The sequence below is a fragment of the Ottowia flava genome (assembly GCF_008017535.1).
Classification (GTDB): domain Bacteria; phylum Pseudomonadota; class Gammaproteobacteria; order Burkholderiales; family Burkholderiaceae_C; genus Ottowia; species Ottowia flava.
This window is the reverse complement of sequence record NZ_VRUA01000003.1, coordinates 272704-286372: the sequence shown is the minus strand read 5'-3', so window position 1 is coordinate 286372 and position 13669 is coordinate 272704. Positions and strand designations below refer to the sequence as shown.

Genomic DNA, 13669 nt, shown 5'->3' with positions numbered 1-13669 from the left:
AAACGCGCGCCAGCACCCCGACCCGACCCATCCATCCTAGGAATGCTCATGAACACCACTTCCAGCAAGGCCGAACACACGATCCACAAACTGGCGGATGACGCCGTCGATGCGACCGAACGCATGGCCGACAAGGCAGAGCGCGGCGTTGAATCGGCGCGCAGCTTCGCCAACGATGCGTTGGACAAGGCAGATGCCAAGGTTCGCACGCTGCGCGAAGACATCAAGCCGGCGATTGACGCCGTGTCCTCGCGTGTGCAGGACATGGCCGCGCGAGGCAAGGCCGCTTGCGCCCAGACCGCCGATCAGACGCGCGACAAAGTCAACGAATACGCGGATCGCACCAGCGCCTACGTGTCTGAGCAGCCGCTCAAGTCCATGGCGATCGCCGCTGCTGCCGGTGCGCTGGTCGCAATGCTGCTGGGCCGCCGTCGCTGATGCCGACTGCCTGAGTGGCCGCATCGCGCGGTCGCCAAGCCCCGCCGAGGCGGGGCTTTTTCATGCGCCGAAGGACGAGTGGCACGAAGCTTTCAATCCACCGCGCGGTCCGGACCCGGTCCGTGCGCTGCGGCGCCCAACGCCTCTGAAGCCATGTTGTCGGCCTGGTTCTTGAGGCGCTGCAGCAGTTCGGCCAGTGTGGCTGCTTCCTGGGCGCTCAGCGCCGACATGAGTTGCCCGTTGATCGCCGCGACACGCGGCAAGAGTCGGTCGTGCAAATCGCGCCCCGTTTCCGTCAGCGTGAGCACGACCTCGCGGCGGTTGTGCGGCCGCGGCTGGCGCCGCACAAGGTGTTTGTCCACCAGGCTGCTCACGGCGCGCGATGTCCGCGCGCGATCCAGGGCAGCGTAGTCCGCCAGTTCAGAGGGCAGCACGCCATCGTGCCGCGCCAGATAGGACATGAGGCGCCATTCGCGTCGCGTCACACCGAAATCGGCTTCGCACATGCGCATCACGAGCCGGCCTGCGCGCGCGTTGAGGTGCCAGAGCCGATACAACACCATGTCGTCCAGCGTCTTGGGCTGCCTCAAGGAGGGTTCACGCATCAGGGTAAGTACGGAGAACGGTTGATAACGTCAATTGCGATCAGTATGCCTACAGTTGGCCATTCTGAGCCCATACAACATTGGAGAACAAGCCGTGCAAAAACGCCACTTCGTACGAGCCCTATTGACCGTCGGCCTGGCCGTCGGCCTCACCCCTGCAGTGCAGGCCCAGCCTGAAGGGCCGCTGCGCATCGTGGTGCCCTACGCGCCGGGCGGCTCAAGCGACCGCGCCGCACGCATCGTGGCAGAGAAACTCGGTCCCAAGCTAGGCCAGTCCGTGATCGTCGAGAACAAGACCGGCGCCGGCGGCCGCCTGGCCGCGCAGCAGTTGCGCGGGGCGGGCGCCGACCAGAACGTGCTGCTGCTGGCGAACCCGGCCATCATGGTGGTGGCCCCGCTGGTGTTCAAGGACAACGGTTACGACCCCGACAAGGACTTCCAGCCGGTGTCTCAGGTCAGCGACTACGAATTTGGTCTCGCGGTGGCAACCGCCGTACCCGTCAAGGAACTCAAGCACCTGCTGGCCTGGCTGCGCAGCAACCCCAAGCAAGCCAACTTTGGCGTTCCCGCGACCGGCAGCCTGCCGCACTTCTTCGCTCTCATGACCGGCGAAAAGGCCCAGATCAAGGGTGAAGTCGTGGGCTACCGCGGCTCCGGCCCGCTGATCAGCGACCTTATGGGTGGCCAGGTGCCGGTCGCCTTCGACACGCTCGACACCCTGCTGCCGCAGCACGAAGGCGGCAAGCTGCGCATCCTGGCCTCCTCGGGCGCTAAGCGTTCGCCCTTCGCCAAGGACATCCCGACCTACAAGGAAGCCGGGCTGGATCTGGTCGCCACCGGCTGGAACGCCCTGTTCGCGCCCGCCAGCATGCCCAAGGACAGGGTCGCAAACCTGGGCGCCGCCATCCAGGACGTGATGAAGGACGCGGACACGCAGCGCAAGTTCATGGACGCCAAGGTCACGCCGATCGTCAGCAGTCCAGCCCAGACCGCCGACATGCTCAAGCGCTACCGTGCCCAATGGGCCCCGGTGGTGCAGAAGTCGGGCTATCAGCCCTGACGCCCGCCTGAAGCCTTAGCTTCGCCCTTCCCCTTGAGCGGCCGCGTGCCGCTCGCACCGGAGCCTCTCTCATGATCACGCCCCGCGTCCTGCTTCGCCCCGCGCTCGCCGCCGCCTTCACCGGCTTGCTTGCCCTGAGCGCCGCCGCGCAGACCTACCCCAGCAAGCCCGTCAAGCTGGTCAACAGCTTCCCGCCCGGCGGTCCGTCGGACATGATCGCGCGCTCGATGTCCGATGTGCTGCAGCAGACGCTCAAGCAGCCCTTCATCGTCGAGAACAAGGCGGGCGCCGCGGGCAACATCGGCACAGACCAGGTGGCCAAGGCGCCTGCGGACGGCTACACCGTGCTGATCGGCATCGACACGATCTTCACGGTCAACCCGCACATCTACAAAAGCATGCCGTTCAAGCCAGCGGATTTCAAGCCGCTGCTGATCATGGCCTCGTCGGGCCTGCTGGTGGGCGCGCACCCGTCGACCGGTTTCAAGACCATGGCCGACCTGATCAACGCGGGCAAGACCAAGGGCGTGACGTTCAGTTCCGCCGGCTCCGGCAGCCCGGGTCATCTGGCGGCCGAGGTGTTTCACGAAGCCACCGGCATGAAGATCACGCACGTGCCCTACAAGGGCAACACGCCGGCCGTCACGGCGGTGCTGTCCGGTGAAGTGGACGCCGGCGTGCTGGCCACGCCGGGCATGCTGCCGCACGTCAAGTCGGGCAAGATCAATGCGCTGGCCGTCACCAGCCGCCAGCGCTCCACCCTCGCGCCCAACGTGCCGACCGTGGCCGAAGCGGGCCACAAGGGCCTGGAGCAGGAAGTGGTCTACATCGCCATGGTGCCGGCCGCCACGCCCGAGCCGGTCGTGCAGGCGCTGCAGAAAGCCTTCAGCGACGCGCTGGCTCGCCCCGAAGTGCGCAAGCGCCTGGAAGGGCTGGACCTGCACTACGAGGGCCTGACCGGCGCCGCCGCCAGCAAGCGCCTGGCCGACCTGTCGGAGCGCTATGGCCGCATCATCAAGGCCACGGGCATGAAGGTCGAGTAAAACACTTACTCCTGTTTTTATAGCTTCTCACGCAGATGGCTGTAGGGCTAGATGCCAAAAATGTCTAAAAATCCCAAACGACCGAACATCATCTACATCGTCGCCGACGACCTGGGCTTTGCCGACCTTGGCTGCTACGGCGGCCGCGATGCGCGCTTCGGTCCCGTTTCGCCCGTGCTCGACCGGCTGGCCGCCAAGGGCTTGCGCATGACGCAGGGCTACAGCAATTCGCCCGTGTGCTCGCCCACGCGGTTCGGGTTGATCACCATGCGCTACCAGTACCGCCTGCGCGGCGCGGCCGAAGAGCCGATCAACAGCAAGAGCAAGGGCAGCACCACGCTGGGCCTGCCGCCCGAGCACCCCACGCTGCCTTCGCTGCTGAAAGACGCGGGCTACCGCACGGCGCTGATGGGCAAATGGCACTTGGGCTACCCGCCCGTGTTCGGGCCGCTCAAATCGGGCTACGAGGAGTTCTTCGGCCCGATCTCGGGGGGCGTGGACTACTTCACCCACTGCAGCAACAACGGCACGCACGACCTGTACCTGGGCGATGGCGAGCACCACGAAGAGGGCTACCTCACCGACCTGATCAGCCAGCGCTCGGTCGACTACATCCAGCGCATGGCCCCCGGCGCGCAAGCCGGCACGCCGTTTTTTCTGAGCGTGCACTACACCGCGCCGCACTGGCCGTGGGAAACGCGCGACGACGCCGCGCTGGCCGAGGAGGTCAAGAACAACCTGTTCCACCTGCACGGCGGCAACATCCACACCTACCACCGCATGATCCACCACATGGACGAAGGCATTGGCCAGATGGTGGAAGCGCTGGAAGCGAATGGCCTGCTGGACGACACCCTGATCGTCTTCACCAGCGACAACGGCGGCGAGCGCTTTTCCGACAACTGGCCGCTGGTCGGCGGCAAGATGGACCTGACCGAAGGCGGCATCCGCGTGCCGTGGATCGCCCACTGGCCGGCCGTTATCCCGCCCGGCGGCGTGACTGAGCAGGTCTGCATGAGCATGGACTGGTCCGCCACTATGCTGGACGCCGCTGGTGGCCAGCCGCATGCCGATTACCCGCTCGACGGGGTCTCCCTCCTGCCTGTGCTGCGCGACGCAGACGACACCTTCGCCCGCCCGCTGCACTGGCGCATGAACCACCGCGGGCAGCGCGCGCTGCGCGACGGCCCCTGGAAATACCTGCGCGTGGACGGCAACGACTACCTGTTCAACATCCCACAGGACGAGCGCGAGCGCGCCAACCTGGCCGCGCGCGAGCCCGACCGCCTGGCCGCCATGCGCGCCGCCTGGGAAGCCTGGGAAGCGACCATGCCGCCGATTCCCGCCGACGCGACGATCAGCCTGGGCTATTCCTACAAGGACATGCCGCAGCGCTGACGCCCTGCGGTGAGCCGTCTGACCCGGCCGCGCTCCCGCTCAGCGCCACTGCGCAGCGCCATGGACCGCGCGCTGACTCGACTACTCGTCCCGCTGCGCCGCGGCACCGCCGCGCGGCACGGCGATACCGCTCGAACTGGACGTCGTCCGCGTCTGCGCTGCAGGCGGGCGGGCCGGTGCGACCGGAATCGGGCGGTTGTCCAGCGTACCGCCGCCATAGCTGGGCGGTCTCGGTCGCGGTGGCTCGATGGGCGGAGGCGGGTAAGCGCTGCCGGGGCCCCAGCCGCCCGGGTGCCCGTGTGGCGGCCTGTGCCCCGGCGGGAAGGCACCCCAAGGTTCGGGTTGAACGACGACCACGTCCGCCGGCGGCTGTTGGCCGCAGGCCAGCGCTGCGTTGTAGCGTGCGGTGCGGATCTGCTCGGGCGTGGACGAATTGCTGCGAGCGCGGAAATCGGCGTCGGCCATAGCGCGCTGGCACTGCGGCGTCTGCGACGGCGGCACGGCGGCGGCGTTGGCCGCGCGGTTGGCGACTTCCTGGCGGGCAGCTTCCTGGCGCAGGCGCTGTTCGTCCTGGGCCTGCAGTTGGCGTTCGGCAGCACGGCTGCGCGCCTGTTCGGCGGCCAGATCGTCGGCCTCACGTTCTGCCGGCGTGCGCGCCGGCACCACCAGTTCCCCACCATGGCAAGGCTGGTCGGTGTACACGGTGCGGCCGGTGGCCGGGTCCTTGCAACGGATGGCCTGGGCGCTGACCAGCGCCGGCAGAGTCAGCAGCAGAGCGATAGCCACGGTACGCATAAAAGGCCTCTCCATATGAATCAAGCGATGGTACTGATGAGCGAGCGATGGCGCTACCCACCCCCCTTAACGCGCCAGGCGGTGCACTCGCTTACCATCGGACGCTGATGCTGCCTGCCCGACTCACCCGCGCCATCCCGTTTCTCGCGCATCCTCGCCCTTCCGGCCCGCTGCTGCGCAGCGAGGCGCTGGCCGGCCTCACCGTCGGGCTGATGATGATCCCGCAGAGCGTGGCCTACGCCCACCTCGCGGGCATGCCACCGGTGACGGGCATCTACGCGTCCATCGTGCCAGCGCTGGTGGCGGTGTTCTTCTCGTCGTCGCAGCGCCTGTCGGTCGGGCCGACGGCCCTCACGGCGCTGCTGATCAGCGCCTCGCTGACCGGCATGGCGCAGCCCGGCAGCGCCGAGTGGATCCAACTGGCCGTGTGGCTGGCGCTGCTGACCGGCCTGCTGCAGGTCGTGCTGGGTTGGGCGCGCTTTGGCTGGCTGCTGAACCTGGTCAACGCGCCGGTGCTGATGGCTTTCACCCAGGCCGCGGCGGTGCTGATCATCACCTCGCAGATCCCGTCGCTGTTGGGCTTCGGCGGCGGCTGGCGCTTCATGCTACACACGCCATCGTTCGACTGGGCATCGGCCGTGTTCGGTGTGGCCACGCTGGCGCTGCTGATGGGCGCGCGGCGCTGGCGACCCGGTTTCCCGACGGTGTTGGTGATCGTTCTGGCCACGGCCGCCATTAGCCACTTCGCGGGCTTTGAAGCGCATGGCGGCAAGGTGGTAGGCACGCTGCCCAGCGGCCTGCCCAGCCTGTACGTGCCGGGCTGGATCGGCTGGGACACGCTGGGCCAGCTGGTCCTGCCGGTGCTGGTGATCACGCTGGTCAGCTTCCTCGAGACCGCCTCGTCCGCCAAGGTCGACAGCGAACGCAAGGGCGAGCGCTGGGACCAGGACCAGGACCTGGTCGGCCAGGGCCTGGCCAAGATCGCCTCAGGCTTTTCCGGCGCTTTCGCCACCAGCTCGTCGTTCTCGCGCTCGGCGCTCAACCTGTACGCGGGTGCGCAGACCGGCTGGGCGACGATCTTCTCGACCCTGGTGGTGCTGCTGGCGCTGCTGTTCTTCACGCCGGTGCTGCGCCCGGTGCCGCAGTCCGTGCTGGCGGCGATCGTGGTGGCGGCGGTCATCGGCCTGCTCAAGCCGCGCGAATTCCGCCGGCTGTGGCGGCTGTCGCGCGTGGAATCGGTGATCGCCGCGGTCACGTTCGGGGTCACGATCCTGGCCGCGCCAGCGCTGTACTGGGGCGTGCTGACCGGCGTGGTGATGTCGCTGTCGCTGTTTCTGTACCAGCGCCTGCACCCGCGCATCATCGAATTGGGCATGCACCCCGACGGCAGCCTGCGCGACCGCCACCTGTGGCAGCTGCCACCGCTGGCGCCCCAGTCCTACGCGTTGCGCATGGACGCCGCGCTGGACTTCGCCGCCGCCGGCCAGTTCGAGCGCAACGTGATCGAGTATTTGACCGAGCACCCGCACACGCGCCACGTGTTCCTGTTCGCGCAGTCGATCAACCGCATCGACGCGACCGGGGTCGAGGTCTTCTTGCGCTTGATGTCGCAACTGCAGCAGCGCGACGTGGTGCTGCACCTGGTGGGCATCAAGCTGCCGGTCGAAAAGGTGCTGCTGGCCGCGGGCGCGTTGGCGCCCCACCCGAAGGTGCAGGTCTACCGCACGGAAAACGAAGGGCTGGCCGCCCTGCGCGCCATCGAGCTGGCCGCGCGGCGCGAGCCGGCAGACTTGGCTGCCGCGGCGATCTGACGGCTGACAACTATCAAATCAGGAGCTGGTCGCGCAGACTGCTGTAGGGTCAAAGGCCAATTTGATGCGGCACAGCCTGGCACGGCCGCCGATGACCCAGGCGCCGATCAGGGATGGCAGGCGATGCTGGCGGTGGCCGCCAGTTCGTCGAGCAACGCCAGAGACACCTTGCCCGACACCGCGTAGGGGTCGAGCACGGCGCGCTCAGAGTATTTCAGCAGCACGCTGGCGTTGACGCGACCGACGTCGACGAGGCCCATGGTCCAGCCGCCAAAACGGCGCTCCTGGATTTCCTCGAAGTGCAGCAGCGCCACGTCCTTGTGGCGCGGGTCGCGCTGGATGGTGCCGTACAGGTCGCTCACGGCCTGGCGGCCACCTTCGATGGCCTGCATGAACACGCCACCGCCGTAGGCCAGCACGCCGGTGATGCCGGTCTGCTGGTTGTGCTGGCGCGCGGAGGCCAGGATGCTGTTGACCACCGCCGGTGAAGGGTCGACGGCGCGGCTGGCGTAGAGCAGGCGGACGAGCATGGTCAGTTCTTCTGCGGGATCAGGGAAAGAAACTCGCGGCGCAGGTTCATGTCCTTCAGGAACACGCCGCGCATGACCGAGTTGATCATCTTGCTGTCCACGTCCTTCACGCCGCGCCAAGCCATGCAGAAGTGCGTGGCTTCCATGACGATGGCCAGGCCGTCGGGCTTGGTCTTGGACTGGATCAGGTCGGCCAGCTGCACCACCGCCTCTTCCTGGATCTGGGGGCGGCCCATGATCCATTCGGCCAGGCGCGCGTACTTCGACAGGCCGATGACGTTGGTGTGCTCGTTGGGCAGCACGCCGATCCACAGCTTGCCCATCACGGGGCAGAAATGGTGGCTGCAGGCCGAACGCACGGTGATCGGGCCGACGATCATCAGCTCGTTCAGGCGTTCGGCGTTGGGGAATTCGGTGATCGTCGGGCTTTGCACGTAGCGGCCGTTGAACACCTCGTTGACGTACATCTTGGCCACGCGCCGCGCGGTGTTGGCGGTGTTGTGGTCGCCCTCGGTGTCGATCACCATGCTGTCGAGCACGCCCTGCATCTTGTCCGTGACTTCGTCCAGCAGCGCCTCCAGCTCGCCCGGCTGGATGAATTCGGCGATGTTGTCGTTGGCATTGAAGCGCCGCTTGGCCGCCTGCAGGCGCTCGCGGATCTTCACGGACACGGGCGTGCCTTCGTCAGCGGCGTCGGGTGGGGGCAAGTCGGGTTCGGGCTTCATGGTGTCCCGCGATGGTAGCAGCATTGTTTACAAACAAAAAAGGCACTGGCGCTACAGCCACCTGCGCAATCAGCTACGATTTAAATAGCATCAGAAGCGCGATTCAGAGAGCGCGCCGTGCATCTTGAACTCGGCGATCAGCGGCAGGTGGTCGGACATGCGGCTCCACACCCGCCCGCGCGGCGCCGCCAGGCTGAGCGGCTGCAGATCGCGCGCGTAGATGTGGTCGAGCTGCGCCACCGGAAAGCGCGAGGGGTAGGTCAGCGTGCGCGGACCCTCGAAGGCGTGCAGCGAGTCAACACGCAGCAACTTGCGCACGCGCGTGCCCCAGTCGTTGAAGTCGCCCGCCACCACCAGCGGCGCGCCCAGCGGCACCTCGCGCGCGATGTAGCGGCGCAGGTGCACCGCCTGACGCACGCGGCTGGCCGGCAGCAGGCCGAAGTGCACCACGATGGCGTGCACGTTGACCCCGGCCACCTGCAGCTCAACGTGCAGCAGGCCGCGCTGCTCGAAGCGGTGGTCGGACATGTCCTCGTGGCAGTGCCGCACGATCGGCCAGCGCGACAGCAGCGCGTTGCCGTGTTCGCCGTCGCGCGTGATGGCGTTGGTGTGGTAGACCGCTTCGTAGCCTTCAGGCGCCAGAAACTCGGCCTGCGGCTGCTCGGGCCAGCCGGTGAAATAGGTCGCTTCGCGCCGGTTCATGCGGCGCACTTCCTGCAGGCACACGATGTCGGCGTCGAGCGTTTCGACCGCCAGGGCCAGGTTGTGGATTTCCAGGCGGCGCGTGGGGCCCATGCCCTGCACGCCCTTGTGGATGTTGTAGGTGGCCACCCGCAGCATGAACGGGTCGGCCTGGGAGCTTGCGGTGTCTTTCATGAGGGAATTCCTGCGCCAATGCTCGCAAAGCGCGGCAGCAGCAGGCAGGCCTCGGCGTTGGAGGGCGAATAGCACCAGTCGGCCGCTTCGCGCCAGGGCAGCCAGCGGTGGTCGGTGTGTTCGCGCGGGTTCAAGGTGATCGGTGTGCCTTCGGGCACGCACAGGCCGAACACATGCTCGACATTGCGGGTCACGCCCGGGGCGTAGCGGAAAAGCCACTGAGGGTAGATGTCGTAGACGTTTTCCAGTTCCCAATCCGTCAGCGTGCAGCCGGGCGCATCGGCATCGATGCCGGTTTCTTCGGCCACTTCGCGCGCGGCGGTGGCAGAAAAGGGCTCGTCTTCGGCGTCCTTGCTGCCGGTCACCCCCTGCCAGAAGGCGGCGCTGGCGTCGGCCCGGCGGATCAACAGCACCTCCAGCGCGGCGGTGTGGATCACCACCAGCACGGATTGCGGAATCTTGAAGCGCATGGGGTTCACGCCCAAAGCCCGTGAACGCGCGGGTGCCGCCCGCCCGTCAGACGCGGCGCGTGAAGGCGCGCACCATGGGTTGGACGCGCTGCACCATCTGCCAGGCCGCGAACGCGCGCGTGCCCAGCCGCATGAAGGCGCGCGGACGGGCCACCACGGCGCCCAGCAGGGCCGCGCCCGCCGCCGCCACCAGGCCAGGGTGCGCCTTGACCCAGCCCAGCCCCTCGGCGACACGGTCGGTTGCCCGAAAAGCGGGCTGGATGCCGGTGGCCTTGAAGGAAAGCTGGTGGCGCAGGTACTCCGACCGCATCTTGAGCGCGTCGCGCCGCGCCAGCAGGTCGTCATCAACGTCGATGCGCTTGTGCCCCGCGCGCACCGCCTGGTCGGCGGTGGTGTCGGCATGGTGCTTGCTGGTCATGGCGCATCACCCCGCAAACGATGCTGGTCCCGACGCAGTTCTTCGCGCGTAACGCTGAACATCTCGACCAGACCGCGCAGCTTGCCGCGCGCCAGGATCATCAGCACGATGCCGCCGCCCAGAAAAAGCGTGGTGAAAATGGCCAGCGCGAGCAGGGGGTGCGTGGCCCACATGGCCACGGTGATCAGCAGCGCCAAGAAAATGATGCCAAACGCGGCGAGCACCGCACCCAACACGCCATAGACGCACACCAGGATGAGCCGCTGCAGCCCGATGCGGGCCTCGATGGTCAGCAGCTCCAGCCGGACTTCGGCCAGCTCCAGGATGTTGGCGACCCACCCGCGCACGCGGGCTTCGCTGCGACCGGCGCTGGACGATTCGTTGGCCATGGCGGAGAAATCAGATGACGGCTATCAGGGCGCGTGGCCGCCAGCGCCCCGCGCCCGCAGCCACATGCCCCAGGGCATCAACGGCGGCCGAGCAGCACGCCGATCAGGATGCCCAGCGCCGCGGCGGCGCCGATCGACGACCAAGGGTTGTCGTGCACGTATTCGTCGGTGGCGGTCGCAGCCAAACGGGCGCGGGCGCGCACGGCAGCGTCGGCATCGGCCAGTTTTTCGCGCGCCATGCTCAGGTTTTCCTTCGCTCGGGCGCGCAGCTCGGCGATTTTGGTATCGGTTTGACCGGCGGTGGCAGCCAGCAGGTCTTCCGCGTCGGAAATCACCCGGCGCAGGTTGGCGACGAGTTGTTCCTTGGTTTCGACAGCCGAATCCGCGAGGTCAGACGTATAGGACATAAGTGCACTCCTTCAGAGGGGAAAATCCATCGTAACAGAGCGCCCCGCAGCGCCGCGTAGGACGGCGCCGAAGTCCGCCGGCTGCGGGCTTCGGCGAGAAACCGTCAGGCGGCGGGCGTGGCGTTGCGCAGGCGAATGTGCAACTCGCGCAGCTGCTTTTCGTCCACAGGGCTGGGCGCGTGGGTCAGCAGACACTGGGCGCGCTGGGTTTTGGGGAAGGCGATCACATCGCGAATCGACTCGGCCTTGGTCATCAGCGTGACCAGACGGTCCAGCCCGAACGCCAGACCGCCGTGCGGGGGCGCACCGTACTGGAGCGCGTCCAGCAGGAAGCCGAATTTCTCCTGTGCTTCTTCCGGGCCAATCTTCAGCGCGGAGAACACCTTGCTCTGCACTTCGGCGCGGTGGATACGCACCGAGCCACCACCCAGCTCCCAGCCGTTCAACACCATGTCATAGGCCTTGGCGATGCACTTGCCGGGGTCGGTGTCCATGTAGTCCTCGTGGCCGTCCTTCGGCGCCGTGAACGGATGGTGCACGGCGTTCCAGCGCTGGCCGTCATCGTCGAATTCGAACATCGGGAAGTCGACCACCCACAGCGGCGCCCAGCGGTCTTCAAACAGGCCCGCCTTTTTGGCGAACTCGCTGTGACCGATCTTGAGGCGCAGACCACCAATGGCATCGTTGACCACCTTGGCCTTGTCGGCACCAAAGAACAGGATGTCGCCGTTCTGCGCGCCCGTGCGCTTAAGGATGGCCGCGAGGGCGGCGTCGTGCAGGTTCTTGACGATGGGCGACTGCAGACCTTCGCGGCCTTTGGACACGTCGTTCACCTTGATCCACGCCAGACCCTTGGCGCCGTAGATCTTGACGAACTCGGTGTAGCCGTCGATCTCGCCGCGGCTCATCTCGCCGCCGCCCGGCACACGCAGGGCGACGACGCGGCCGCCCGGCGTGGTGGCCGGCCCGCTGAACACCTTGAAGTCCACGTCGCCCATCACATCAGTGAGTTCGGTGAATTCGAGCTTGACGCGCAGGTCCGGCTTGTCCGAGCCGTACTTGAACATGGCCTGGGCGTAAGGCATCACCGGGAAGTCGCCCAGATCGACGCCCAGCGCCTTCTGGAACACGTGCTTGATCATGCCCTGGAACAGGTCACGAATGTCCTGCTCGCCCAGGAACGAGGTTTCGATATCGATCTGGGTGAATTCGGGCTGGCGGTCGGCGCGCAGATCTTCGTCGCGGAAGCACTTGGTGATCTGGTAATAGCGGTCGAAGCCGGCGACCATCAGCAACTGCTTGAACAACTGGGGCGACTGCGGCAACGCGAAGAACTGACCGTCGTGCACGCGGCTGGGCACGAGGTAGTCGCGCGCGCCTTCGGGTGTGCTCTTGGTGAGCATCGGCGTTTCGATGTCGACGAAGCCATGCTCGTCGAGGAACTTGCGCACCTCCATGGCCACGCGGTAGCGCAGCATCAGGTTGTTCTGCATGTACGGGCGGCGCAGGTCCAGCACGCGGTGCGTCAGGCGGGTGGTTTCCGACAGGTTCTCGTCGTCCAGCTGGAACGGCGGCGTGACCGACGGGTTCAGCACCTTCAGCTCCTGGCACAGCACCTCGATCTTGCCGCTCTTCAGGTTGTCGTTGGTCGTGCCTTCAGGGCGGGCACGCACCAGGCCGGTGATCTGCACGCAGAACTCGTTGCGCAGGTCCTCGGCCACGGCAAACATCTCCGGGCGGTCCGGATCGCACACCACCTGCACGTAGCCTTCGCGGTCGCGCAGGTCGACGAAGATGACCCCGCCGTGGTCGCGGCGGCGGTTGACCCAGCCGCACAGGGTAACGGTCTGGCCGATCAGATCCTCGGTGACGAGGCCGCAGTAGTGTGTTCGCATGGACATAGCTTGCTTGACTTTCAGGGATTCAGAGTTCGGGGCGAGCGCCCACAGGGTCCGCCAGCGCATGGAGCGCGGCGGCCTCGGCGGCGGTGTCGCCCTGGGTTGGCAGGGGTCCGGTCACACCCGGCACCTGGGGCACAGGCGCTGGCGTGCCCGGGCGCGGATCGCGCAGCGGTGGCACGACCACCCCCATGGAAATGACGTACTTGAGCGCTTCGTCCACGCTCATCTTCAGCTCGACCACATCGGCTCGCGGGACCATCAGGAAAAAGCCGGAGGTCGGGTTCGGTGTGGTCGGCACGTAGACACTGACGTAGTCGCCATCGAGCAACCGCGCCACCTCGCCCCCCGGCCGCCCGGTCAGGAAGGCGATGGTCCACGCGCCCTGGCGCGGGTACTGGATCAGCAGCGCCTTGGAAAACGCCTGGCCCGAACCCGAGAACAGCGTGTCCGAGACCTGCTTGACGCTGGAATAAATGCTGCGCACGACCGGAATGCGGACCATCAGCCGGTCCCACTGGCGCAACCACCATTGCCCGAACATGTTGGCCACGAACAGGCCGGTGGCCAGGATCACGACCGCCACCAGCAGAACGCCCAGGCCAGGGACATGGCGCAACTGGTCGGCCACCGCCTCGAACCCGGGGATCATGGCTTCGGCCGCGGCCAGCACGCCCAGGAAGATGCTGTCCAGGATGCCCAGCAACCACAGCAGCACCCACACCGTCACGCCCATGGGCAGCCACACCAGCAGGCCGGTGATGAAGTACTGCCGCAGGCGGGACATCATGGGAAGTCGCGGTCAA

16 protein-coding genes are annotated in these 13669 nt (G+C 66.9%); 5 read left to right on the top strand and 11 right to left on the bottom strand.

The genetic code is table 11. The annotated features are described in order from the left end of the window. Positions 1 to 48 precede the first annotated feature (48 nt). The gene (locus tag FVQ98_RS05545; protein ID WP_187265635.1) at positions 49 to 438 is read left to right on the top strand and encodes a glycine zipper domain-containing protein; all 390 of its coding nucleotides are present in this window, start codon (positions 49 to 51) and stop codon (positions 436 to 438) included. Positions 439 to 530: 92 nt separating this feature from the next. On the opposite strand, the gene FVQ98_RS05540 is transcribed toward FVQ98_RS05545, so the two are convergent. After that, positions 531 to 1043 (bottom strand): MarR family winged helix-turn-helix transcriptional regulator, encoded by a 513-nt coding sequence (locus tag FVQ98_RS05540; RefSeq protein WP_147912428.1) that lies wholly within the window; start codon positions 1041 to 1043, stop codon positions 531 to 533. A gap of 94 nt (positions 1044 to 1137) precedes the next feature. Here FVQ98_RS05540 and FVQ98_RS05535 point away from each other — a divergent pair, with 94 nt between their 5' ends. The 3 genes from FVQ98_RS05535 (at position 1138) to FVQ98_RS05525 (ending at position 4544) form a co-directional block, all read left to right on the top strand. Further along, positions 1138 to 2103 carry a Bug family tripartite tricarboxylate transporter substrate binding protein gene (locus FVQ98_RS05535; RefSeq protein WP_147912427.1) on the top strand — a complete coding sequence of 322 codons (966 nt, stop codon included), beginning with the start codon at positions 1138 to 1140 and terminating at the stop codon, positions 2101 to 2103. A gap of 71 nt (positions 2104 to 2174) precedes the next feature. Then, a complete protein-coding gene (locus FVQ98_RS05530) occupies positions 2175 to 3146 on the top strand; it encodes a Bug family tripartite tricarboxylate transporter substrate binding protein (protein ID WP_147912426.1) in 972 nt (323 codons plus the stop codon). A 60-nt stretch (positions 3147 to 3206) separates the two neighbouring features. Beyond that, a complete protein-coding gene (locus tag FVQ98_RS05525) occupies positions 3207 to 4544 on the top strand; it encodes a sulfatase family protein (RefSeq protein ID WP_147912425.1) in 1338 nt (445 codons plus the stop codon). Positions 4545 to 4625: 81 nt separating this feature from the next. On the opposite strand, the gene FVQ98_RS05520 is transcribed toward FVQ98_RS05525, so the two are convergent. Next, entirely contained in the window at positions 4626 to 5339 is a 714-nt protein-coding gene (locus tag FVQ98_RS05520) for a DUF4124 domain-containing protein (protein WP_147912424.1), read from the bottom strand. Positions 5340 to 5446: 107 nt separating this feature from the next. Between FVQ98_RS05520 and FVQ98_RS05515 the strand changes: the two genes are divergently transcribed. Beyond that, on the top strand, positions 5447 to 7150 hold the full coding sequence (locus tag FVQ98_RS05515; RefSeq protein WP_187265634.1) for a SulP family inorganic anion transporter: 1704 nt from the start codon (positions 5447 to 5449) through the stop codon (positions 7148 to 7150). Positions 7151 to 7257: 107 nt separating this feature from the next. On the opposite strand, the gene FVQ98_RS05510 is transcribed toward FVQ98_RS05515, so the two are convergent. From FVQ98_RS05510 to FVQ98_RS05470, 9 genes are all read right to left on the bottom strand, one after another. Then, complete coding sequence (locus FVQ98_RS05510) at positions 7258 to 7680, bottom strand: BLUF domain-containing protein (RefSeq protein ID WP_147912423.1); 423 nt, start codon at positions 7678 to 7680, stop codon at positions 7258 to 7260. A gap of 2 nt (positions 7681 to 7682) precedes the next feature. Continuing rightward, complete coding sequence (gene folE / locus FVQ98_RS05505) at positions 7683 to 8405, bottom strand: GTP cyclohydrolase I (protein WP_147912422.1); 723 nt, start codon at positions 8403 to 8405, stop codon at positions 7683 to 7685. 90 nt (positions 8406 to 8495) lie between these two features. Then, a complete protein-coding gene (locus FVQ98_RS05500) occupies positions 8496 to 9281 on the bottom strand; it encodes an endonuclease/exonuclease/phosphatase family protein (protein ID WP_147912421.1) in 786 nt (261 codons plus the stop codon). Next, on the bottom strand, positions 9278 to 9751 hold the full coding sequence (nudB, locus tag FVQ98_RS05495; protein ID WP_147912420.1) for a dihydroneopterin triphosphate diphosphatase: 474 nt from the start codon (positions 9749 to 9751) through the stop codon (positions 9278 to 9280). The genes FVQ98_RS05500 and nudB overlap by 4 nt, the downstream gene beginning before the upstream one ends. A gap of 46 nt (positions 9752 to 9797) precedes the next feature. Next, on the bottom strand, positions 9798 to 10169 hold the full coding sequence (locus FVQ98_RS05490) for a YqjK family protein (protein WP_147912419.1): 372 nt from the start codon (positions 10167 to 10169) through the stop codon (positions 9798 to 9800). Then, the gene (locus tag FVQ98_RS05485) at positions 10166 to 10558 is read right to left on the bottom strand and encodes a phage holin family protein (protein WP_147912418.1); all 393 of its coding nucleotides are present in this window, start codon (positions 10556 to 10558) and stop codon (positions 10166 to 10168) included. The genes FVQ98_RS05490 and FVQ98_RS05485 overlap by 4 nt, the downstream gene beginning before the upstream one ends. A 77-nt stretch (positions 10559 to 10635) precedes the next feature. Next, entirely contained in the window at positions 10636 to 10965 is a 330-nt protein-coding gene (locus FVQ98_RS05480) for a DUF883 family protein (protein ID WP_147912417.1), read from the bottom strand. A gap of 104 nt (positions 10966 to 11069) precedes the next feature. Next, on the bottom strand, positions 11070 to 12866 hold the full coding sequence (gene aspS / locus FVQ98_RS05475) for an aspartate--tRNA ligase (RefSeq protein ID WP_147912416.1): 1797 nt from the start codon (positions 12864 to 12866) through the stop codon (positions 11070 to 11072). A gap of 22 nt (positions 12867 to 12888) precedes the next feature. Then, the gene (locus FVQ98_RS05470) at positions 12889 to 13650 is read right to left on the bottom strand and encodes a DUF502 domain-containing protein (RefSeq protein WP_370512927.1); all 762 of its coding nucleotides are present in this window, start codon (positions 13648 to 13650) and stop codon (positions 12889 to 12891) included. Between the last annotated feature and the right edge of the window lie 19 nt (positions 13651 to 13669).